Origin of the sequence: Paenibacillus sp. GYB003 (assembly GCF_036577625.1) — a bacterium.
In the GTDB taxonomy this organism is placed as follows: Bacteria; Bacillota; Bacilli; order Paenibacillales; family NBRC-103111; genus Paenibacillus_AB.
This window is the reverse complement of the sequence record NZ_JARBDC010000003.1, coordinates 119,722-141,916: the sequence shown is the minus strand read 5'-3', so window position 1 is coordinate 141,916 and position 22,195 is coordinate 119,722. Positions and strand designations below refer to the sequence as shown.

Below are 22,195 nucleotides of genomic sequence, written 5' to 3'. Positions count from 1 at the left end.
ATTCCAAAACCGCCCGGCAGGATAAGGATACGCCGGATGCAGAAACGAAAGGCGTTACTCGCCCCATGCTTGGCGTACTTTTCCGATTACACACCTGCAAGGAAACGTATCGCTCTCTTTGCGCAACCTCGTACCCTTTGCCAGCAGCCAAGCATCGGGGTCGAATACAACGAGACGATCGAAAAGAAATCCGAAAAGATATTAAAAAAAAGCGATGGATTCATTCCATCGCTTTGGTCTCGCGTCCGTTCATGCAGCTAATTCAGACCTCGTTTCCCGGCGCTTCGCCTGTTTCTTTCCGATCAAGCTCCGTCCATGTCCGCATGAATTCATGTTGGATCTTATGAAGTTAGTAACTTCCTGCAGGTACTTGATATAGAACATAATCTCTGGTCCATATCGTTCCAGTAACAATAATCTGCTCATCATTTTTGAAAAAAAATATCCCGGATCCGTCATAAGAGTCATATTTCAGCCCTCGATACTCCATTTCCTTTATAAGAGCTGCTCTTCCCGCTTGTTGATTTCCTTTAAAACCAAACCAATGAAAGCCGTTATTCTCTGCTAATTCAACGAGTTGGCCGTCGCCCTTCTCCAATTTATCTACAACCCCTTTCTTTGATCCTCCATCAAAAGGGAGTGTCGGGTAAAACGATGTGTTAGAGGAAAGACATAAATAGATGACAAAAAGTACTGTCAGTGTTGATGCAATTAAGACATATTTTTTCACAACGTGGCGTCTCCTTTAAATAGTCTATTAAATGGGACGTAACAGGCGCATCCTTGGTTCCAAATAACGGAACTATCTGGGAGATGATCCAATACCTCTATTACGGAAGAAGGCCGCCGATCGTCCGCCGGCAGCCTCGTCATTGTTATTTTGTAAACTCGTTCCGGTAAGTGCGACACGCTATACTATGGCAGCATCGGCCGGCTGTGCAATTCCTTTAGCGCGCGCTTGGTTTACCCTATCTATTTTCTTATCTTCTACTGCCCAAAACCGGTTGGAGGCTGATGTACATCAAACATATTTCCGAACGGATCGTAAAATGTAAAAAATTTTCCTACAGCACCTTCATCTTGAATGTCATTGACCTTGGTCCCAAGCCCTTTTAAAAAATTATGAAAGCCCTCTATGTTTTTAACTTTAAAACCAATTGAATAATGATCTTCTCCGTTAATAAGGAATGTAGAAGTTGTTTGATTGATCGTCTTAACTAAAAACAGACTAGGTCCGAACGAGAAATTAACGGCCGCCAAATCCTTGTTTTGAAAAGCTACCTTCGCCCCTAATTTGTTACAATACCAGTCTAGAGCCGTTTCAAGATCGGAAACAGGTATTTCTGTATACTCAATACCTTCAATGAAACTCTCCGCCAATTCGCTCATTCCTCCCTTAGTTAGAACAAACGTTCCCATTTGATGGTAAAACAGATTTAACCAGCAGTCAAGTTTATTATTTTTCGTCATGTCTGGGGAGGCTAACGCGTCCTGTACGGCATAACCGTCAATGGACTTCCCAAAGACGAGATCATAAGATTGCCGAAATCGATACGTAACTGATCCGCATGCAGCTTAAGCGAAGATCGCCCTAAACAGCCTCTTGGCTGATTAAGGGCGATCCCCTACTGCAATATTGTTGATCCTGCTGCGGACGAGCTGTTTTTCATGAGCAAATAGTTGCAAAACCTTATGAGAAAGCGGCGCGAGAAAAGCTCGGCCAAAGCTCCTGCACGCCGACCTCGATCGCGCTGTTATCCCTATGGAACAATTTCAAAAACGGTGCCTTGGTTAAAGTCAGTCACGTTCATGGAGCCATAAACCCCTAAATATAGTCTGGTTTGATCCATATTCGTTCCCAAACTGACATAATAAGCGGATTGAGATCCATACGGATAATCGGTTTCAATAACGCTAAAATCATGCAGCTTACAATCCGGTTTAACCCTGGTATAAGCTAAAACCCCTCTTACCGGAGGTTGGGAATGTTCATTCCGGGCAAGATCGGTAAACACAACGCTGCCCGTTAAACCGGGTATTCCATTCCCCATATAGGGCTGGACACCCGTAAGTGCGGTTCCTCCAAATTTATCGGGTCGGGGATCTTGATGAAAATAGCCGGTTAAAGGCAGAAGTCGCCTTGCCGAAGTTCGAACGGCTTCATCGTAATAAGCAATTGTTTTCTCATCCATAGTCGGATTTGCAGTGCAGCCCCTGATCACCGATGCAGGAAAAGCACCTTCCCACCCTCGCCAGCCAAAGTTAATAAACCCTTCCTGGTCGGATTCGGAATTCAGGAAAGAAGCTTGAATAAGCCGGGTTACCGGAATGGGTTTATAATGGACGAATGAAAAAATCGACTCTACCAAATCTTGTCCGACATTTCCCGCATATTTGATATATTGATTATAAAACCTTTGGTATGAAATTCCGGGTATATTGCGAACCCCTTTGGCTATTACCGTAAGCGTTTCCTGAATCGATGCGGGCAGTTCATTAAATCGTGTGACTACCGGTGGATTATCTATAAATGTATTCTTGCTTACATCGATCTCTATAATTTTGCCGGCGATCTCCATGTCGTTCTGGCTTAAATTGAACGGATCGTAGCCCGACCCGCCGTCTCCGGTTGTTAAAACAAGCTTTCCCGTTTCAGGCGAAAAGTTCAAGCTGTTGACGCCGTTGTGATTAAAAAACGGTCTTCTTAAGTTTAGTAGGGTCCGTCGTTTTTGGGGCTGACCGTTCGTTTGCAAAATCCATTCTTCAACCGTATCGATATGATCGTATTGAGCTTCTCTATTGATCCACCTTAGGCTTAAAGTTCCGGGATCACACGGGTTCGGCGTAAAAGGTTCGGAAAAAGCACCCGGGCCTTGCGTTCCTGCTGCCGAATAATGAAGATAGAAAAGACCATTATAATAAAATTGGGGATGAAATGCAAGTCCGAGCAATCCCCGTTCATCGTAGCCTCCGCCAGAAACCCCCAGTTTAAGGATTCGCGGTCGAATATCCAAAAAAGTCCTTATCGCACCGTTCCCTATGTAAAAGATCTCTCCTACCTGGGTCGCAATAAATAATCTTTCGGTCGAATCGCCCGGAAGTATCGTTGTTTTCAAAACGGTGGGCAAGTTGAGCTTACTTGCAATAGGCCGTAATCGGACTTTTACTTTTATCAACCGGCTTGCACTCCTTCTCACGGTTTTCTTCTTTTATATGAATATGATCAGAGACGGTCTGTAAGTACCGAATTAATGTCGGGGAGCTCTCCCCTCTTCGGAAGACGTCCATGCCGAGCGCATAAAGAAAAGAACGCCGGCTAGCGACCGGCGTTCTTTTCGCTCATTGATACTCCAGCACAAGCATCGTATTGCCGTTCGGATCTTTGAACTTCAATCCTTTGGCAAATCCTTCGTTCGAAAACTGAAGGATGGCCGTACCGGTTTTTTTCAGATCTTCGTGGAGTTTGTCGATATGCTCGGTAACCATGACGAACGCCGGCATCGGCTCTCCGTCAATGTGAAAATTTACGTTCGTTTCCTCGTCCGTCTGCCACAAATTCGCAAAGTTATGCTGGTTTATTTCCATGAAAGCAAGACGTTCGTTCCCGCGTCCCTTTAATCGCCAGCCCAGGTTGGTTTCGTACCAGGCGATCGATTGCTCCAAATTGCTTACGGGAATTTGCACATTCTCAATGTATTTGATTTTCTGATAGTCCATGAGCGGTCTCCTCTACGATATATTTTGTAAATCCAATGCAATGGCGTTTCCCCGAACGAGCTCGTCCATCTACGGTTTGTACCGCTTGGGTCCAAGTCGGCCGATAGGTCCCGGATTGTTTCGGGGACATGCCCTCCCCCCTCCTTGTTTCCCTTTTCATTCTTCCGGATCGAAAGGTGTCCACGACTTTTTTAATCGCCGCGGCAGCACAACCGAGAGACTGCGCCCGGTATCCGCGCACCTTATTGCCGAAAGCATCTCGATCACCCGGGCGGGCAAATCCAACTGTCTCGCAGTCCGTATACTGCTGATGCCATTGAAGGCAAAAATGTATCATCGTTGCATGAAAATATCCAATTCGGAACGAAATTCGTTCTCCCGCAACTTTTCCGACAACGCGTCGTCTATTCGATGGTAAATGTTTTCATGTCGGTGGAACGGGAGGTAGCGGTATGAGGAGAAAGCGCTGGAAGGTTTGGCTGCTTAGCGGCTGCGCCGCCGCAGGGGCTTTGTTCTGTTCGGCGGTAGCGTACCAATCGCTTCCCGCCCAGAAAATGGTCGGGACGGAACAAGCGGAGGCGGACAAATCGAAGAAAGGCGATGATACGCCACTCCTCGAGAACGCGGGGCTCTGGGAGGAGGCTCTTCTGTGGAGCGATGCAGCCGGCGAATTTTTTTCCCACGTCGACTCCCCCGTTGTATTGCATCGGACGGACGATCTGCTGCTCTATGTCCACAACGGCGAACTTAGGTATGCCCGCAAAGGAACCGATCAAGGAGTATTGGTGAATTTCCCCGAAAAGCTGCAAATGAAACGGTGGTCGGGGGAAAACGGCATGCTGCTGGGGGGCGCACCCGAAGCCGCTCCGACGGCGGGGGAAACCCGCGTCCATCGGTGGACCTATATTCGCCTGCCACTCGACAACGATCCGGCAGCGTCCGTCAGCTTGATGGGTCAAAACGATATTGCGCCTGCAAAAGTCATCCAAGTCCGTGCGATCGAAGAACCGCAACGGCTTTTTATCCAAACCTGGTCATCGGGCGAACGGAACGAGTATATGCTTACGCCCGGTTCGGATACGGTACGTTTTGTGAGCTCCATCCTCCCGCCCGATCGGATCGCCACTGATCCGATTCGTCAGCAAAAACCGTCGGACCGTATCTCTCTTCTCGTTGCCGACCGAACGATTCCTACGCCGACGCAACCGATTCGCAGCTTCCGCAGCGAAGGGGGCACCCTCTTTTATCAAACCGAGCCGTTCGAGGGTGCGGTGTTTTATCCAGGCCTCGCCTTCGATTCATCGATTTCGTTCGCAGCGGAGAAGGCGGGCGATGAACGGTTCGCCCTGCTGCTGAAATCCGACGACGACGCATCGTATATGACCTTTCCCGAACAATCGTGGCTGTATCCTTGGGATCCCGAACTGGGGACCCCGGGCTGGATTGCGCGCAACAACTATTCGCTGTACCGGCTGACCGATTCCCGGCTCGAAACGGCAACCTACCAATTCGTCCGCGGCGGTGCGAAACTCCATATGTCGACATTGCCGCTGGACGGGCTGACATATGCCGGCCGTTCGGGCACCCGATTGGAGTTCGTTAGGAAGACGGACGGGAGCGCCTTTCCAATCTCGCTTCAAGATTTGTCCAATATCCGGACCCCCGCCCCGCAAATGGCGGATTTGCATATCCGCGCAAAGCTGGACGGCGTCCCGATCCCGACGGAACCGTTAACGTCTTCCACGTACTTCGAAGAGCGCCGTGTTCCTTTCTCCATATTCAATCCCGATCGGTGGCCCGCTTCGATTCCAGCCGCCTTGAATGAAGAACTCGACAGGCTGGCAGATTCGGGAAGCGGCGACGGTTGGAGCAGCACGACCTTTTACGAGGATCAGGACACTTGGTATGTGCTGCAGTACGACCGGCTGGCCCGCTTTGTTCCGGAACTCGAGCCCTTGCATCGCCTCGAGTACGTCGCGAGACTGCCGGTCGGCGTTTCCTGCTCCATCAGTAACGCCAGCGGCTGCAGAACCGCGGAAAGTTTTTTACATGCGTTCGGCCATTGGTTTGTAGCGGATACGTATAAGGATCGTCTCTTGAAGCTGGATGAGAACTTCGAAATCGTCGGCGAAACGAATTTGCTTCTTCCAACTTCCATCGCGCTTACCGAGAGCAATGCGCTGTCGGTCGAAGCGCTTGACGGGACGTATCGCTTCGATCTCGAACTTCGTCTCGACAGCAAGCGGGAACGCGCCTTCTCCCCCGCATCGGCCGATTCGGAAACCGTCGTCCCCGTTATGCCTTCCGCGTATTGGGAGGATGCGCGCTCCGGGCTCCTTTGGTACTATGAATCCGGTTACCTGCATCAATTTCGCAGCGATACGAACACGTTGCGGTCTTACTATGCGAGCCATCTGGAGAATGCATACGGGGCCTTCCGGATCCTGCCGTACAAAGATCGCGTACTCGCCTTCTCGGATCACCTCATGCTGCAATTTCGCCGGGCCGACGGCCGCTTCCTTCGGGCGATCCGATTCGATCGCGCAGAGCCCGACGGCATTTACGATACTACTCCCGCGGGCGAGAACAGCTATATCCTGGACCAAGAAAAAAGCCGCCTGTATATGGTGCAGGGCTACCGCATTCTGGACATCGATCTTGGATCGGGAAACGTTCGGGAGCTGTTCCGCCAAGACGGCGCCGACTTGGGCCGGATTATGCTGGATCGGAATCGCCTGTTGTTCACCCTGCAGCCCGGCGGAAGATGGGCGTCGATGGAAAATGACGACCCCGGCCTGGCGAACCAATTGGTCCGTTTGAATCTCGACACCGGCCGCATCGCACGTTACGGCATTCCGTCCTTCTATTATTCCGACCGTCTCGGCGGCACGGATTTGATCTTAAGCTTGTTCGAACCGGCCGCATCCGGGCGCGTGCAGGGACTGCGCATATCGCTCGATCAAATCGATTAGCCGGAAGCGATTTGATTCGCTTCCGGAGCTTCCGTTCCTCCGGGAGCAGGAGGAAGCGGGGGCTCCATTATTTCATCCCGCCCGGTTAAGCTTCACGCGGAAAGAATCGCGAGCAGCAAGCTTGACTGCCCCCATAATCCGAATCGGCGACGGACTCCGGACAAACGGTCACTTCTCAACGCTTTGTTGCCGAGTAGCCGGTCGAAACGATCGCCACTTTATCCAGCATGCCAAACATGGCAGCGAACAGGCGTACGGCAATGTCCGCTTTCATATTCAACCGATATCCGCCGCGAACGCGTTCAATGTATCCCAGGTCGATATATTCCGACATGATGTTTTCAAATGGAACGTCTTCCGGAAGCAAAGAGCGGAGCTTGGATTCCTCGATGGTGAAGTTCGGCGACAAGCGGTCCGTATCCGGAAGCAAGGCAAGTACGATTTTCCAAAAATGCGGTGAAGCGATATTCAGCGGAAAATCGGTTCGTTTCGCAACGGTCTGAACGGTTTCGCGCAAAAACGGTGCTGTAGCGACAAAAGCGAATTTATGATTCGCCCACAAGGTCAGTCCGGTTTCATCGATTCGTATGAACGGTAGGCTTACGTCGTTTTCCAGCGACGGATGGGAAGCGGCTCCGGGTACGTTGGCCTTGCCGATCGTATTCATGATCGTACCAAGTACGAGAATCTGCTGGTCACGCGATGCCTTCGCCAGTTCCTGCATAAAATCCGGAAGCTTGCTCTCCAGCTCCCCTCTCGGTTCGCGCCAAATCGACAACACGTTGGATAAAGGCGGTTTTTGCCCGTGTGTAGCCGTCAGGGTCCGCATAATATTGATCGGCCAACCTGCGTTTAAGTTCGCCGTATTCCTTTACCCAATCGGGATGAGCCCGAAGGTAGTCGCGAAATAGGAATTCATTTCTTTCGTAAAATCCTTCCCGCGGCAAAATATGCAGATGATGCGTTCGCGCTCCCGCGTATTCTTATGCAAAAAAGTATCTCCCGATCATGCCGGTTTCCATATAACGGTAGCCTGAAGTATGAAGCAAATTCTCATAAACCCGCTCATGAAGCAAAGTATGGACCGCTGCGAACATATCGATGACCGGTTTTGCTTCTTGGTTATTTATATTTTTCAGGTAACCGAAGCGCAAAAGTGCATTATCAAGCCGGACGAAAAATGGAAGAGGGGGTGTTCCTTGTTTGAGAGGATTAATTTGCGGGCTGACCGAGGACTTTAAGCGGATGCATCCTTGCTACACGTTTGACAGCTTCCGCGGCTTCTTCCGGTTTCCGACATAAGGCTAACGAATCGAGCGATCGTTATCGTAGCCGAATGCGGCGTTTTGAATATGTAACGAACTCCTGTAACGTTATCACCCGCGAATCGGATCGTTTTCTTCCCTTTTCGGCTCGATAACGATATTCGGATTCGTTAGCTTTGAAAAACGATCGTTTTTCCGCCTATAAGCACACACCGGTTCGTTATCCATCGCTCGCTGCGACGACCCTTCGGGGCCGGCCGTTATTCGGCCGGCTCTTTCGCGTCCCGCGTCTCGCACCACAAGCCGCCGGGATCGCCGGTGCTGTCTCCGCAGCAGCCGTTCCATTGGCCGCAATTGAAGCATTTCCATTTGGCGAACCACCATTTCATTCGGAAGCCGCATACCGGGCATTGCGGAATTTCGGTCGCTTGTCTCGGTTCCATATGTCGTCACTCCATCGTCAAGGTTGTGAGGTACATCTCGTCCGTCACTTGCCGCTCCCCTTTTGATTCGACGGTAAAGGGCCGAGATCCTTCCGCGGCCAAGGGCGTCGGTCCGGTTCATGTTTTTTCCGCACTGGACTTATTTCTATCGTCTGGTAAGATTTGAAGTAGACCTCTCCCCGGAGGTCTGTTCGCACAACATTCAAAGGAGGAGATTGTCATGGAGTCCCGCAGCTTTCGCGCGGTCCGGGTTCGCATTATTTGCATAGGAGGCGTTTCTTATAATGATCCATAGTCCGCATAACGAAATGTATCGCTTCTCCAGCAACCGGGAAAGGAGGAGCGGAACTTGAATATTAGAGAATCGGATTTGCCGGGCATCGGCCGTAAATTTTGCCTCGATTCCCGCAGCGGCGACAAGCTGGTTATCGTCATTCATAACGACGACCGACGCGAGCTGTATCACTTGAATCCCGACGATCCCGACGAGATTATGTCGATCATCACGCTTGATGACGAGGAAGCACGGGCGGTATCGGGGATATTGTCGGGCATCACGTACAGGCCGAAGCAGCTGGAAACGCAGGAAATGATGCTGGACGGCCTGCTGATCGAATGGCTTCGGATCGAGCCGTTGTCGCAGTGTATCGGAAAGCGGATCGGGGAATTGGATATTCGGCGGAGAACAGGGGCAACGATCATCGCCGTCATCGAGAAAAATCATCAAAAATGTATGAACCCCGGGCCGGATTACGTATTTTCGGCCGGATCGACCTTGGTCGTAGCCGGGGAACGCATGCACTTAAAGGAACTTAAGCAATTGCTTTTCAACGGGAGCTTGTAACTAATGGATATGCTTATTTTCGAGGTGGGTCTTGCCGTTGCCCTGATCACACTGGTCGGATTCATATCCACGAAGCTGCGCTTTTCGGTCATCCCTTTTTACATCCTGGTCGGGATGGCCGTCGGCCCGCACGCTCCGCATTTTTGGATCATCGATTTAAGGTTTATCGAAAGCTCGACGTTTATCGATTTTATGGGACGCCTCGGCATTTTGTTCTTGTTGTTTTATTTGGGACTTGAATTTTCCGTCGCCCGGCTGCTGAAGTCCGGCAAAGCGATTCTCGTCGGCGGTTCGTTTTATGTCGGACTGAACTTCGTTTCCGGCCTTCTGCTTGGCTGGATCATGGATTTGCCGCTTAAGGAAACGCTGGTCGTCTGCGGGATTATGACCAGCTCTTCTACCGCCATCGTCGCCAAAGTGCTCGTTGATTTGAAGCGAACGGCCAATCCGGAAACGGAATTGATCATGGGCATGATCATGTTTGACGATTTGTTTATCGCCGTTCATATTTCCATTTTGACCGGTCTGGTCTTGAGCGGGGCAACCTCATTCGGCGGCGTGCTGCTCATCTCCCTGTCCGCCCTCCTGTTTATCGTCGTCTTCTTGATCATCGGACGAAAGGTGATCAAATATCTCGACATTGCGCTGAATATCCAATCCTCCGAGCTGTTTCTGCTCCTGGTGATGACGATGCTGTTTCTCGTGGCCGGCTTTTCGGAGACCCTTCACGTAGCGGAGGCGATCGGAGCGTTAATGATCGGGCTTGTGCTCGGGGAATCCGCCCATGTGAAGCGGATCGAGCATCACGTATTGCCTTTCCGCGATTTTTTCGGCGCCGTTTTTTTCTTCGGGTTCGGGCTGACCATCGAGCCGTCCTCGCTCGGCGGAGCGGTCGGCATGGCGCTGATCGCCGTCATGCTGACGATTCTCGGCAATTTGCTGGCGGGAGCGATTGCCGGACGATTATCCGGCGTTTCCCCGCGCGCGTCGCTGAACGTCGGCCTTACGCTCGTATCCCGGGGCGAATTCTCGATCATAATGGCGAATATAGGCAAAGCCGGAGGCTTAATGCCGGCCATCCAATCGTTCGCCGTGTTATATGTACTGATACTGGCTGTATTAGGACCCTTATTAACGAAAGAATCGAAATCGATCCATCAGCTGTACCAAACCATAAAGTCGCGTCTGAAACGCGAGAAAAAAGCGAAACAAAAAGATACCGGGTAGCTCCGCCGATATCCGTCGTACCGAACAAGAGCTCGGCTCCGTCCGCCCGGACGGAATCGGAGCTCTTTTTTTTTCTGTAATGCATCCCCTGCGTCGACATAGGATATTGCGGCTCGCAATCGTCCGGAGATCCTCGTCGCCGTGCGAATCCGTTTCCCCTCGAGAAGCATTGGCCCTCTTGAATGAGTCCTTCATATCGTCCGGCGACAATCCCGTCTTCTTCAAACCGTTCAAGGACGCCATCCTTCGGTATTGAAGAGATCGGACATTTTTAATGTCAGGCAAGCCTGACCGAATATTGATGCATGGCATATGGAAGCCCCTTGAACGACAGCCGCCCCTCGCCGATCAGCATCCAAATGCGGTACTCGATGAAGGCCGAGCTGACAAGTTGACGCAAGCGATGGAAAATATGGCCGACCACTTTCCCCCCTTTGACATATTCGTCCGCCGTCTCCCCCCGCTGCAGCTGTGAAATCACGGACATAATCAAATCGTCCAACGCCTCTTCTCCAGCGCCGACGATCTTGCCTTCGTCCCATAGCCGGAGCGTATGCCCTTGGGCCGACAATTCCAGCCATTCCGCTCCCAGGCGACGTCTTTGACCCGAATCCAGTGGATCGACATGATTGAAACGGCTTACGATTTGTCGAAAAGATTCTCTTTCGGTCAAACCCAGCGCATAGGGGGGCTCTTCTGCCGATATCTTCTCGTACAGCTCGGACACGTTCAACATACGAACGGGCTGCTTTCTTTCCCTTAAAACGTGCAAAACGAAGCGCAGCCCCGTTTGATCATGGGCATTATTCGCGCACCAGATCGTAATGGATTTGCTCTCGGGGATTTGCTCCAGCTGATCTTTGACGTTCTTGATTTGACACTCGCGGTTGAACAGATCGTAATAGCCGTGCCGCGGATCACGTTCGTCGAACCACTGCAGCCTGCGTCTCCGTCCTTCTTCAAGCTCCAGGCGATCCAGGGGACCGAGAGAAAAAATGTCGTTAAAGGCCAACACCCGGCTCTTATGTCTCATCCCTAGCTCATTCAGGGTGACTTTCAGCAATCCGGCATCCGACAAACTGAACACGACATGGATGTCGCTTTGCGACGCTTCGGCCTCGAGCATCCTTTGGCGAGCTTCTTGCAAGCGGTCGCTGCAGAGCTGCACCGCTTGTTCCGCCAGCTTCCTCCGCCCGTCGTCGCCTCCTGCTGACTCAAGCTCCATTAGGCGAAACAGCTCTGCGAGGATCGAGCCGATTTCTCCGGGGGCCAGATCGCGTATATGGGTTAGGAATGAATTCAAGATCGATCATCTCCAAGTCTTCGATTTGCAGTCAAGCCGAACAGGTGCGCACGCCTTCGTCATTCGACGGTTGTTCCCGCCAGGCCCGGCGATTACGGCTTGGTTAGTTGTCGGAGCATCTCGAGGCGCTCTTTACGCTCTTCAGGCTTCAATTTGGCATAAATCGTCTCGGCCATCGAGGATACCTTGACGCCGCGTAAATGGGCGTACATTTTCTCCTCCGCCTCCCACATCTGTTCATGAATTTCGCACATCCCCGGAGCCGGCTCATAGCCGAGCGTATAAGCGCGTATGTTCGAGCATTGAAACATATGCTTGCGGCCGTTGACCGCGATGAAGACGTCGTAAAACGAGATGTCCTCCGCCGGTCGGCCGAGCTTGATTCCCCCTTTGCTGCCGACGCTGCTGCGGACGATACCGGCTTTGGAAAGCTGGGTGAACAATTTCGCCAAATACGAAGGAGCAAGCCCCATAAAAGCGGCCAATTGCTTAACGTTAACCGTCATGTCCGGAGGGATGGCGGCCAAGATCGATACGCTGTGCAGCGCGTACTCCACGCTTAGCGAGTTATTCATGACAGGATCGGATCTCCTTCCCCGATTAATGGACGACTCCATTGTATCAAAGCGACAAAATCACGACAACTAATATCTGAATTATCGTTGACAAATTTTGCATTACTACTATAATTAAGATACAAATTATCGTAATTAGAAAAGGAGATGGTGTACGTGCATGTTCGTCCGGTTTTTCATTTTGTTCGTTATGCCGTAGGGCTTATATTTACGGCTGCGGGCATCAACGGTTTTTTCGTGTTTTGGGGACTCGAGTCCTTTCTTCCGGAAAGCCCGGAAGCCCTCGAGCTGCTCGGAACGGGCTACTTGCTGTTCATGGAGAAAGCCGTCGAGCTGGTCGGCGGTTTGCTTCTGCTCTGGGGCAGATTTATTCCGCTTGGTCTGGCCGCGCTGTTCCCGCTTACCGTCAATATCGCCGCATTCCACCTTTTTCGCGATTCGCAGTTGCTGATGCCGGTACTCGGATTGTTTGCGGCCCATTTATACTTGCTATGGTCGATCCGCGACCGCTATCGGTTCTTGTTAACTTACCGCCTCTAGGCGAGTTCGGTTGGAAACGAAATGGAATGTTCCCGCCAATATATTCATTACTAATAAAAAGGGGCCGATCGCATTTGATCGGCTTCCCTATTTAACGAAACCTCCGTCCAACCTTCGTCCGAATGAACGGACGGAGGCCACTTTTACGGGATCTGAAAAAGTTACGCTTGCGTTAAGGTCAAACAATATTGGCCGATATCGTAACCAACCTTCGCCAACGAGTCTTTTATAGGCTCGGGCAAACCGTTAAACTCTTTGTGCGTCTCAAACGTAAAATCGCCCTCGTATCCGATCTCGACGAGCACCGGCATGATCGAACGCCAGTCTACGGAGCCGTGAAACGGAAACATATGCTCATCCGATTTGCCGTAATTATCGTTTACGTGAGTCGCCTTGAGCCGCTTCCCCAGCGTTCGGAGCGCCGGGCGCTGATCCTTGTACAGGAAGTTGGCGTGACCGAAATCCCAGCATGCGCCCACCCGGGAATCGCCCCAGACGTCGATCAGCGCGGCGAGCTCGGCTGCATGGCTGGCAAACCGCCTCTTCGACGTTTCCCTTTCGATCATATTTTCGAACGCGATACCGACATTGTACTTGACGGCGAGCTCGACAATGGGAGAGAAATGCTCCACATTGTCCTTGATGCACGCCTCCGCATCGAGCGCCGTTTTCGCCCTGTCCTCCTGGGGATGGACGACCGCCCATTTCACGCCTAGAATGGAGCTGGCGATAATGGAACGGCGCATCATCTCGTGGTACACCTCCAACCGCTCCGCCGGCTGTTCGTTGGCATGTCCCGGCAAAAAGACGGGATGCGACTGCGTAAACTCGATGCCCAGCTTCTCCGCCTCATCTCGGAGCTCATGCATCAATGGCTCCCAGTCGTCTCGGACCAAATCGGTTTGACCGGTCAGCGCCCGGCAAAAATTAATGTCCAGCACATGATATCCGGCCGCCTTTAACCTCCCGATCGATTCCTTGTAAGGGGTATAGCCTCCCGACAAGGTTAGACCGAACGTGCCTGTTGTCGTTGAAAGCCTCAAATCGGATCATCCTTTCGCGCAAATGGGCTTGACGGCCAAGACGGCATCATTTTTGGGTCTTTGCGAGTTCAACCGCTTTATTGATTTCCTCGTCAAGCTCTCGCAGCATCGTATTCACATCGTCCGTACCCTTCAAGTATACATCGAACTTTTTCGTCGTGAGCGGTTCGGCGATTTCCCTGTACAAATAAATCGGGTATTTCACCGGCGCGCTTTTCACAATGCCCGCGATGTTTTTATCCTTCAAACCGGGGTCGCCCTGCCCGAACGCCTTTTTCACGGCTTCGTTTTTAAGCGGCGATATTCGGCCGGATCCGGAAACGTTCATCTGCACTTCATCGGAGGTTAACACCTCGATCACCTGAAGAACCTGATCCATATGCTTGGTTGTCGGAACGGCTCCTACCATATATACCGTCGAATTTCCATAAATATTCGGTCTATCCTTGTAAAACGGATGCTGTACGACATCCCAATCGAGTCCGTCCGCTTCTTTAAGCTGCGAGAACTTGCTGGTTTCATTCAACATCGCAATGGAACGATCCTTGATGAACCCGTTCAGCCCGTTCTTCTTCGAATCTTTCGACGGTTCGTTGCCGGGAATCGAATAAATTTGCTTGCCCAGCTCGAACACGCGTTTCCAGCTTTCGCCGGACAGGATCGCCTTCTCCGTTTTGCGGTCGATATACTCCAGCCCGAGAGGTTGAGCCATTCTAACGATACTCCCGATGTCCCAGCCGCGATATTGCACGTCGTTATCGATCCGGGTCACTTTCTTGGCCAGCTCCGTCGCGTCCTCCATGGTCATGCCGTCCTTCGGGTAGGGGACGCCGAATTTATCGAAAATGTCCTTGTTGTAATACAGTGCATGAAATCCGGTTTCGATCGGCAGGCCGTACAATTCGCCTTTTTCGGTCGCTGCATATTGAATATCGTCCAAGTAATTTTGCTCGAACCGGTTCAAATCCACCATGTTTTTCTGAAAAAGCGGCTTCATGTCCATGTTGATGGCCCGCTCTTTTAAGCCCGGCATGTTGCCGTTAAACGAAATGTACAGATCCGGAAGCTCGCCGGTAGCAATGAGTTCATCGTACGCCTTGAACGAGCCGGCGCTCATCAGCTCCAACGTAATATGGGGATACTTCTTTTTGACCGGCTCGATATACAGCTGCTTAAATTCTTCGGTAATCGGCAAATGTACGGCAAACTTGAGCGTTACGGGCGTCGTGTCCGCGGCTTTCGCCGATGCGGGCCGCGGTCCGCTTCCGCTTACCCCCCCCGCTTGCTCCGATCCGCAGCCTGCCAAAACCGCGGTTCCCAGGATCGACATGCCCAGCCATAATGGAATCCTCTTGCATGTCGAAGTGCTCCTCAAAGTGCTTTTCAAAGTAAAAACCTCCCTTTACAAAATGCGGATAGGCTCCTTTACCCCAATGACAAGTACCCGATTGTTCCGCTTGTCCAATAAGCACTTTGAGTATAGCAATCCAATTCGCATACTCTGTTAAATCGCCGTGAAGATATTGTAAATCAGGCTTTTATTTCAATAGAACAGCTTGTTCAGCTCTTGTCCATACAGTATTTATTCATCTAGCATATACTTTATTTCAATATCGGAGCCGATCCTTCCACATGGATGCGCAAGCTTTATGGAACCGGCGGCGGCGGCTGCTTTACAGTTTGCTTTCCGTACGGCTTGCAAAAGCCTGCCCATGCGCAAAAAAAGAACCGGCCCTCCTGTCGTCATGGGGACCGGTTCTTCTATCACGTATTAGCTCGCTGAAGCATTATTCGTTTCATCCAAATGTTTGACGCAATCGTAAAGCAAATACTCCCACTTCCCGCCGTTATGCGCGATCGTGGTGACGGAAGTATTGCGCAATTCGTTGCCGGTCGTTTCGTCGTTCATCAATGCCTTTAACGTTTGCCCGAGGAAATAACCGTGAGTGACGACGAGCACGTTTTTACCGGCATAACGCGACGCCATATCCCGGATAAAGCCGATTCCGCGCGAGCGCATGGACTCCTGGGATTCCTGACCCATATCAAGCTCTTTCCAGTTGTCCCCCCATCGTGCAACCCGTTCCTGTTCGGTCGTATCGGCGATTTTCCCTCGATCCATTTCACGCAGCCTCGGATCGAAAAAATCGACCGGCTTGCCGATCGCCGCGGCAATGATTTCCGCCGTTTCCCGGGCTCTTCTTAAATCGCTCGAGATGAACGCGTCCCACTGCCCTTCGGAGAGCCGCTTGGCAACCGACGCCGCCTGCGCTCTCCCTTCGGCATTCAGCGGATTTTGCGTATGACCTTGCGCTCTTTTTTCAATATTGTGATCGGTAATGCCGTGTCTGACGAAAGTTATCGCGACCATTTTCTGTATGCTCCCTCAGTAAGCTTTCTGTTTGTTATCGGTTTCCGGCGCCGACTGCGGACGCCAGGATGGACGAAACCGCCACAGTCTCCCCTTTTTCCGGGTAATAGGCGTATATTCCTCTCGTATTTTGCGATCTTGGATGGCGGCTGTGCAGGGTGACGACCGCTTTGGGAGCGATCCGCTCGATCATATCGGCGATCGCCTCGGGATGCGCGTGCCCCCCGTTGCACAGCGTATGGCCGATAATTCCAAACGTGTTCAAATATTTCGCCATATCCGGATGATCGAGCTTAACGCTGTAATCGGATTGAATGAAATGCGAACGCCCCGGCAAATTGCCGAGCGTTTCCAGTTCGATCATATGGGCAAGATCGGGAAATTTGAAAAAGTACACGTATTCGTGTTTTCGCTCGGCCAGCCGCTCCAACGAAATCGTCTTGTACGGCGCCGCCATCTTGTCCGTCACGGTCGCGTCTACGATCTGAATATCCGCTTCGAGAGCGGGATGCCCTTCCAGTATCCGCAAGCCCTCGCGATTGGCCGTATGCCAGATGACGGCATGGGAGGCCTCCATGACGACTTTTCGCCCTCTCTCCGCGGCAATGGCGATCATATCGGCCATTCGCTCGAGATCCCGGGGCGACATTTGCAAATATACGAGCCCGTCCGCTTCGTCCACAATATCGGAGTATCGGGCCAGCAGCTCGTCCTCCGTCATTTGACGGGACACCGCGGCGGACGGGTCGGCCGGAAGCCGCGTTCCTTCCGTTAGCAGCAGGTCGACCCCCTTATTGCGGCAAAGCTCGATAAACCGGTCGATCCGCTCCGGATGCTTGCCTTGGCGCCGCCAGTCTCCCGTATATGCGATTTTATGGCTGCCGTCGTCGATAATTATCCCCGCCGCTCCGGTCGCATTGTGGTCCATCTCGACGATCTGCATCGTAAATTCGCCGAAATCGACGACGCTCAGATCGTCGCATGCCGTAATGCGCGCCGCGGTATCCGAAATATGCCCCCCTGCGACCATTCCCCGATACAAGGAAAAAGCGTCGCGGTTCATATATACGGGAATATCCGATTTTGCGTAAGGCAGAACGGCAATATGGTCCGTATGCATATGGCCGACAAACAGACTGATCTGCCCGTAATGGGGAAAATCGCGGTCGCCCCAAACCTGACGCACTTTCGCCGTATCCAGTCCCCTGATATGCTCCGGATCGTACAGCTGAAGCAGCGGGGCGGTCATACCGCCCAGCAAATATTGCCGCAGCTCGCGTCCGGGTGTCGCTCCTACAGGCTCGTACAGCGTCAGCTGCTTGGGGAACAGCAGGCTGCTGTGTTCCACGCCGAAATCGAACAATACAGCCTCGTTCCCTTTGCCGTAAAGAACCTGTACGCCTCCCGATTTGCCTACTCCGCCAAAAAAAGTCAGTTTCCCTTCGCGCATGACGAGCTCCTCCCGATCCTCCGGACCGCTTTACCGTTTATTCTCCATTTCATCTTACTAAAGGAGATCGATGCTGGAACATGCAGTTTTTTTTCATGCGGAATATATTTTATTTCAATGCCGCGGCGTCCCTGTGCGTACCCGCTGCTTCTTATGCGATAACAAAGAAGGCGGGAACGCCGGATCAGCCCTCTCGCCTTTCAAATTGTATCACTTCAGGCAAACATTGCAGCCGTCCTACAAATCGATGCATCGAATGATCGCCCTAGGTTTCGCTACTGCTTGGCCTTCTCCTCCAGGAGCATCTTGTTGATCTCTTCCTCCGCCTTGCTCAGTGCGGTGTTGACGTCTATATTGCCGCTGTCGTACTCTTTGAAATATTTGCTCGCGATCGACTCGGACTTGGACCGATACGGCGAGGAGAGCGGATAAGGGACCGGTTTGCTCTTGAATATGCTCTGCAGCTGTTTGCCCTGCAGGAAATCGAGCCCTTTGCCGAATGCGGCCCGAATCGCCTCGCTCTTGAGCGGCGATACTTTCCCCTGCTTCGAGCTTTCCAACTGCACCTTGTCCGAAACCGCCGCCCGGACGACCTGCATCGCCTCGTCCTTGTGTTTGCCCGTCTTCGTCACCGTGATGACGTTCACGCTGGCGTTCCCGTAGATGTTCGGCCGCTCGGGATAGCTCGGGTATTGGACCACGTCCCAGTTCAAGCCGTTTTGGCCGGCGGACTCGAGCTGCGAAAACAAGTTCGTGTAACCGATCATCGCCAGAGTCTTATCCTTCAGAAATTGGTCGGCGGCCGCCGCAGTTCCGGGAGCGTTGCCCGGGATCGAGTAAAACGTGTGGACGAGTTCGAATACTTTCTTCCACTGCTCGTTGTTGATCGATGCTTTCCCGGATTTGTAATCGTCCGCCTGGATGCCGAGCGGCTGGTAGATCCAGGAGATGCCGGCGCCCGGATCGAATCCGCGGTACTGCGTATTGCCGTCCCTGCGGGTCACCTTTTTGGCCAAATCGACCAACTGATCCCAAGACATGCCGTCCTTCGGATAGACGACCCCGAATTTGTCGAAGATGTCTTTGTTGTAATACAAAGCGTGAAAGTTCGTCCCGTACGGGATACCGTACAATTCGCCTTTATCGGAAAATTTACGGACGTCGTCGATCATTTGCGGATCGAACCGGCTCAGGTCGATTTGATGCGTCTTCGCCAGCTCGGTCATGTCGTACAGAAGCTCGCGATCCGCATAGGAGGACAGCCGCCCGTTGTACGTAAAGATCAGATCGGGAACGGTTCCCGCCGCGATCAGATCGTTCAGCGTGTTTCCTTTGGTCGGCTGAACGATGTTCAGGGTAATGTTGGGGCGGCTTGCCTTGAGCTCGTCCTGAATGAGCTTTTCCAATGCGGCGTCGACGATGACGTCATCGATCGCCGCGGTCAGCGTGACCGGCTCCGTGCTCACCTTCGGCGTCTCGCCGCCTTGCTGCGCCGGGGCGTCCGACGTTCCCGCGCCTTTGCCGCATCCGGCCAAAGCGAACGTTGCGGCGAGCAGCAAGAATACCGTTCCGCATTGTGCCGACTTCTTTTGTGAGACATTCATTTGATGACTACCTCCCTTTTGGTGTTGCCATGAATTTTTTCGTCAAAGGCATCGAACTTCGAACACCCGGGCATGATCCAATCCGTTGGTGGCGATCACCTCCAATCGGAGACGCCGGACCCCGTGCAGCTCCACATCGAAGTCAAGCTGCCGCGCGTAATTGTCCCGCACGTGCGCGATCTCCCCGAAGCCTTCGCCGGCGTCGGCCAACAGGCGGAATTCCATCAGCGTTTCCGGCTGCGCCCCCCATGCCATCGTCTTGAAGTGCATGTCGGAATGGGTCAAAGCCAGATGCCGATGCAGCCCGCCGTCCAGCACCAGCGTGATCCGCTTCAGATCGACGGCCTTCTCCCAGTGCAGCTCCAGCCAAGGCGCCAAGTCCGACGGGTCGGACATCCAGCGGTGCGTGCCCGGCACGGCCATGTCCGGCCGAACGCCCTTCGGTCCGTGCACGGATCGGACATGGCCGTCGACGATCTGGACCGCCCGACCCTCCTCTTGCTCGGATGACGCGAAGATGCGGGCATCCGCGGCGAGGTTGCGGTCCTCCAGCCGGATGCCGGGCAGATAGGCCCCCTGCCGCAGAAGCCGCTGCTGCGCTTCCTTCACCGTCGCCGCATCCCGCCAAGCCTCGCGAAGCGGCATTCCGCGGTGAAGGGCGACGGCGGCGAACGTGCCCAGCCCTTCCCCCATCAAGGCGCAGGTGGCCATGACCCGCGTGCTGGAGAAGGCGACGTGGGTGGCCGAAATGTTCCGGCCGGCGAACATGAGATTGTCGATATTGGAGCTGACCAGCGACCGCAGCGGGATGCCGTACAAATAAGGCGTATAGGGCGCCTTGTTCGGTTTCTCGCCCGTCGCCTCGATGCAAGCGGGGTGATGGACGTCCATCGGCCAGCCCCCGTAGGCGATTACGTCGTCGAACCGGACCGCCTCGACCAGATCGCTTTCCTTGAGCACGTACTTGCCGACGAACCTTCGCGATTCCCGCTTGCCGGGCACGAATCCGAACCAGTCGAGCGCCCAGTTGGCAGACTCCGGGTGTTGGCCGCTGTTCTTGATATGGTCCCAAATGCCCAGCATGATCGCCAGCAGCTCGTCGCGAATCGTTTCGTTGTCCTTGATCGTGTCCAGCATGCCGCCGAATTCGACCCACCAGTAGCCGTATTCCCAGCTGTCGTGCCGGCGGAACTTCAGATCGTCCTCCGTGAACGAGCGCGCCCACTTCGGCGGTACAAACGGCATCGGCCGCCCCATGTCCCGGGTCGTGAACAGGAGCGAGGATCCCAGCCTGTACCCGTCACGGCGTTCCTCGGCCACCGTTTCTCCGTATTCGCCGGCCGCCTCCCGACCGGTCGTGTAGAGCGCCCCGGCCTCGTGTCCCAGTCTGCCGTCGCCGGTGCAGTCGGCGTACAGATCGGCCTCGATTTCGAAAAAATCCTCGGTGCTCTCCCGATTCGCATAAACGGACGCAATGCGGCTTCCGTCCATGGTCGCTCCGACAACCGCCGTATTGAGCATCAGCGTCAGCTTGGGCTCGGTGCGGCATTTTTCGTATAGGATCAGATCGAGCATGCTGGCGCTTCGCTGCGGGTTGCGCACCGCGCACTCGAGCAAAATCTCCTCGACGATGCCGCTCTCGCGCGATTCGGTCTGCAGCGCCTTCCCTCTAACCGACGAGCCGCTGATGTTCATGCGGATTTCCGACGAGGCGTTGCCGCCCAAGACGGGACGGTCCTGGACGAGGATCGTCTCGACTCCGTTGCGCGCCGCGGCGATTGCAGCGGCAACGCCGGACATCCCTCCTCCGGCGATCAGCACTTGCGCGCGCAATACGGTCCGTCTCCTGGCTGGTTCTGTCATGTCGACTCTCTCCCTCTTGTCGTTCGCCCGCATATCCCGCTACGGGAATCTCTTTCTTTTCGCAGGACGATCCGGTATTCTTATCGATGACCCATACTTTCCGAGATAAGGGTGAGCCCGAATGCCTATCTACCATCCCCAAGAACTTCTCCCTCACGTCGTCACCTTGGTCGGCTGGCGCGACAAAGCCCGTTTCGAGAAAGACGAGGACCAGAGCCCGCTGTGGGTGCTGTTCGCCGTGGAGTCCGGAAGCTTCCGCTTCGAGCTCGGGAGGCATCGGGGAATCGCGGAGAAGGGCAGCCTCGTGCTATGTCCGCCGAACACGGCATTGAAGCGCGGTATGCTTCGACCTACCACGTTCCTCGTGCTGTACTTCACCTGGCGAAGCGAGGCCGGCGAAGACATCCGGGACGATGAGTGCCTGCATCCGAACCCGTCGGGGCATATCGTAATCACCGACAAGCAGCGCTTCGCCAACAATTGCGCGTACTTCCGCATGCTCAAATCCCGGATGGATGCTCCGTCCGTCGCAAGACGGAACTTCCTGGTGCACGATTTGTGGCATCAGTACGGCTGGGAGTACGAGAACAGCCGGCGCCATTCGAAGCCCGAGCACGACGACCCGCTAATGGACGAGGCGAGAACGGTTCTGATCGAAAACGCTTACCAACCGTTCGGCATCAACCAACTGTCCGACCGGCTCGGCTTGAGCACCGTCCAATTCAGCAGACGATTCCGGCGCAAATTCGGCGTCAACCCAAGCGACTTCGTGAGCGAACTCAGGCTGGACAAGGCATGCGCCCTGCTGTCGGAAACGAGGCTGACACTCGATGCGATCGCAGCGGTGTGCGGCTACGCCAACGGCTACTACTTGAGTCGCGTGTTCTCGCAAAAGACGGGCATCAGTCCTTCCGAATACCGGAAAGCCCACCGGATCTGATCGCCGCATTCATGCCCGCGGGCTGCCGTCAGTCCGAC

19 protein-coding genes and 1 pseudogene are annotated in these 22,195 nt (G+C 53.4%); 5 read left to right on the top strand and 15 right to left on the bottom strand.

The window, feature by feature from the left end; translation table 11 throughout:
* Window positions 1–349 precede the first annotated feature (349 nt).
* The 4 genes from PV407_RS03160 to PV407_RS03145 all read right to left on the bottom strand — a co-directional run bounded on the left by PV407_RS03160 (window position 350) and on the right by PV407_RS03145 (window position 3,717).
* On the bottom strand, window positions 350–730 hold the full coding sequence (locus PV407_RS03160) for a hypothetical protein (protein ID WP_332088414.1): 381 nt from the start codon (window positions 728–730) through the stop codon (window positions 350–352).
* Window positions 731–987: 257 nt separating this feature from the next.
* Entirely contained in the window at window positions 988–1,389 is a 402-nt protein-coding gene (locus PV407_RS03155) for a VOC family protein (protein WP_332088413.1), read from the bottom strand.
* A gap of 371 nt (window positions 1,390–1,760) precedes the next feature.
* Complete coding sequence (locus PV407_RS03150; RefSeq protein WP_332088412.1) at window positions 1,761–3,176, bottom strand: PQQ-dependent sugar dehydrogenase; 1,416 nt, start codon at window positions 3,174–3,176, stop codon at window positions 1,761–1,763.
* Between the two features lie 163 nt (window positions 3,177–3,339).
* Entirely contained in the window at window positions 3,340–3,717 is a 378-nt protein-coding gene (locus PV407_RS03145) for a VOC family protein (protein ID WP_332088411.1), read from the bottom strand.
* Window positions 3,718–4,169: 452 nt separating this feature from the next.
* Here PV407_RS03145 and PV407_RS03140 point away from each other — a divergent pair, with 452 nt between their 5' ends.
* Window positions 4,170–6,689 (top strand): hypothetical protein, encoded by a 2,520-nt coding sequence (locus PV407_RS03140; RefSeq protein WP_332088410.1) that lies wholly within the window; start codon window positions 4,170–4,172, stop codon window positions 6,687–6,689.
* A 175-nt stretch (window positions 6,690–6,864) separates the two neighbouring features.
* Here PV407_RS03140 and PV407_RS03135 read toward each other — a convergent pair whose 3' ends face one another.
* From PV407_RS03135 to PV407_RS03130, 3 genes and pseudogenes are all read right to left on the bottom strand, one after another.
* Window positions 6,865–7,518, bottom strand: coding sequence for a hypothetical protein (locus PV407_RS03135; RefSeq protein ID WP_332088409.1), 654 nt, complete (start codon window positions 7,516–7,518; stop codon window positions 6,865–6,867).
* Window positions 7,519–7,522: 4 nt separating this feature from the next.
* Window positions 7,523–7,636, bottom strand: a pseudogene (locus PV407_RS29490) (GrpB family protein); the annotation flags it as partial.
* Between the two features lie 578 nt (window positions 7,637–8,214).
* The gene (locus tag PV407_RS03130; protein ID WP_332088408.1) at window positions 8,215–8,397 is read right to left on the bottom strand and encodes a hypothetical protein; all 183 of its coding nucleotides are present in this window, start codon (window positions 8,395–8,397) and stop codon (window positions 8,215–8,217) included.
* A gap of 349 nt (window positions 8,398–8,746) precedes the next feature.
* On the opposite strand from PV407_RS03130, the gene PV407_RS03125 reads away from it, so the two are divergent.
* Complete coding sequence (locus tag PV407_RS03125; RefSeq protein ID WP_332088407.1) at window positions 8,747–9,241, top strand: cation:proton antiporter regulatory subunit; 495 nt, start codon at window positions 8,747–8,749, stop codon at window positions 9,239–9,241.
* 3 nt (window positions 9,242–9,244) lie between these two features.
* Window positions 9,245–10,468: a cation:proton antiporter gene (locus PV407_RS03120; protein ID WP_332088406.1), complete on the top strand. Its 1,224-nt coding sequence runs from the start codon at window positions 9,245–9,247 to the stop codon at window positions 10,466–10,468.
* Between the two features lie 277 nt (window positions 10,469–10,745).
* Here the strand turns inward: PV407_RS03120 and PV407_RS03115 are convergent, their stop codons facing one another.
* Together PV407_RS03115 and PV407_RS03110 are read right to left on the bottom strand one after the other, a co-directional pair.
* Window positions 10,746–11,771, bottom strand: a complete 1,026-nt coding sequence (locus tag PV407_RS03115) for a DUF1835 domain-containing protein (protein WP_332088405.1) — start codon at window positions 11,769–11,771, stop codon at window positions 10,746–10,748.
* A 92-nt stretch (window positions 11,772–11,863) separates the two neighbouring features.
* Window positions 11,864–12,346, bottom strand: coding sequence for an RrF2 family transcriptional regulator (locus PV407_RS03110; protein WP_332088404.1), 483 nt, complete (start codon window positions 12,344–12,346; stop codon window positions 11,864–11,866).
* A 156-nt stretch (window positions 12,347–12,502) separates the two neighbouring features.
* On the opposite strand from PV407_RS03110, the gene PV407_RS03105 reads away from it, so the two are divergent.
* Entirely contained in the window at window positions 12,503–12,886 is a 384-nt protein-coding gene (locus PV407_RS03105; protein ID WP_332088403.1) for a DoxX family membrane protein, read from the top strand.
* A gap of 161 nt (window positions 12,887–13,047) precedes the next feature.
* Here the strand turns inward: PV407_RS03105 and PV407_RS03100 are convergent, their stop codons facing one another.
* From PV407_RS03100 to PV407_RS03075, 6 genes are all read right to left on the bottom strand, one after another.
* Window positions 13,048–13,929 (bottom strand): sugar phosphate isomerase/epimerase family protein, encoded by an 882-nt coding sequence (locus PV407_RS03100; protein WP_332088402.1) that lies wholly within the window; start codon window positions 13,927–13,929, stop codon window positions 13,048–13,050.
* Window positions 13,930–13,975: 46 nt separating this feature from the next.
* Window positions 13,976–15,235 carry an ABC transporter substrate-binding protein gene (locus PV407_RS03095; RefSeq protein WP_332088401.1) on the bottom strand — a complete coding sequence of 420 codons (1,260 nt, stop codon included), beginning with the start codon at window positions 15,233–15,235 and terminating at the stop codon, window positions 13,976–13,978.
* Window positions 15,236–15,700: 465 nt separating this feature from the next.
* Window positions 15,701–16,300 carry a histidine phosphatase family protein gene (locus PV407_RS03090; protein ID WP_332088400.1) on the bottom strand — a complete coding sequence of 200 codons (600 nt, stop codon included), beginning with the start codon at window positions 16,298–16,300 and terminating at the stop codon, window positions 15,701–15,703.
* Between the two features lie 34 nt (window positions 16,301–16,334).
* Complete coding sequence (locus tag PV407_RS03085) at window positions 16,335–17,750, bottom strand: hypothetical protein (protein ID WP_332088399.1); 1,416 nt, start codon at window positions 17,748–17,750, stop codon at window positions 16,335–16,337.
* A 275-nt stretch (window positions 17,751–18,025) separates the two neighbouring features.
* Complete coding sequence (locus PV407_RS03080) at window positions 18,026–19,354, bottom strand: ABC transporter substrate-binding protein (RefSeq protein ID WP_332088398.1); 1,329 nt, start codon at window positions 19,352–19,354, stop codon at window positions 18,026–18,028.
* Window positions 19,355–19,396: 42 nt separating this feature from the next.
* Window positions 19,397–21,217, bottom strand: coding sequence for an FAD-dependent oxidoreductase (locus PV407_RS03075; RefSeq protein WP_332088397.1), 1,821 nt, complete (start codon window positions 21,215–21,217; stop codon window positions 19,397–19,399).
* Window positions 21,218–21,338: 121 nt separating this feature from the next.
* Here PV407_RS03075 and PV407_RS03070 point away from each other — a divergent pair, with 121 nt between their 5' ends.
* Window positions 21,339–22,157, top strand: a complete 819-nt coding sequence (locus PV407_RS03070) for an AraC family transcriptional regulator (RefSeq protein WP_332088396.1) — start codon at window positions 21,339–21,341, stop codon at window positions 22,155–22,157.
* Window positions 22,158–22,195: the final 38 nt, after the last annotated feature.

Bases quoted from the DNA above. Each gene is read 5' to 3' on its own strand.
- PV407_RS03155 (WP_332088413.1), bottom strand. From the start codon at position 1,389: ATGAGCGAATTGGCGGAGAGTTTCATTGAAGGTATTGAGTATACAGAA.
- PV407_RS03145 (WP_332088411.1), bottom strand. From the start codon at position 3,717: ATGGACTATCAGAAAATCAAATACATTGAGAATGTGCAAATTCCCGTA.
- PV407_RS03140 (WP_332088410.1), top strand. From the start codon at position 4,170: ATGAGGAGAAAGCGCTGGAAGGTTTGGCTGCTTAGCGGCTGCGCCGCC.
- PV407_RS03135 (WP_332088409.1), bottom strand. From the start codon at position 7,518: ATGCGGACCCTGACGGCTACACACGGGCAAAAACCGCCTTTATCCAAC.
- PV407_RS03130 (WP_332088408.1), bottom strand. From the start codon at position 8,397: ATGGAACCGAGACAAGCGACCGAAATTCCGCAATGCCCGGTATGCGGC.
- PV407_RS03120 (WP_332088406.1), top strand. From the start codon at position 9,245: ATGGATATGCTTATTTTCGAGGTGGGTCTTGCCGTTGCCCTGATCACA.
- PV407_RS03110 (WP_332088404.1), bottom strand. From the start codon at position 12,346: ATGAATAACTCGCTAAGCGTGGAGTACGCGCTGCACAGCGTATCGATC.
- PV407_RS03090 (WP_332088400.1), bottom strand. From the start codon at position 16,300: ATGGTCGCGATAACTTTCGTCAGACACGGCATTACCGATCACAATATT.
- PV407_RS03085 (WP_332088399.1), bottom strand. From the start codon at position 17,750: ATGCGCGAAGGGAAACTGACTTTTTTTGGCGGAGTAGGCAAATCGGGA.
- PV407_RS03080 (WP_332088398.1), bottom strand. From the start codon at position 19,354: ATGAATGTCTCACAAAAGAAGTCGGCACAATGCGGAACGGTATTCTTG.
- PV407_RS03075 (WP_332088397.1), bottom strand. From the start codon at position 21,217: ATGACAGAACCAGCCAGGAGACGGACCGTATTGCGCGCGCAAGTGCTG.
- PV407_RS03070 (WP_332088396.1), top strand. From the start codon at position 21,339: ATGCCTATCTACCATCCCCAAGAACTTCTCCCTCACGTCGTCACCTTG.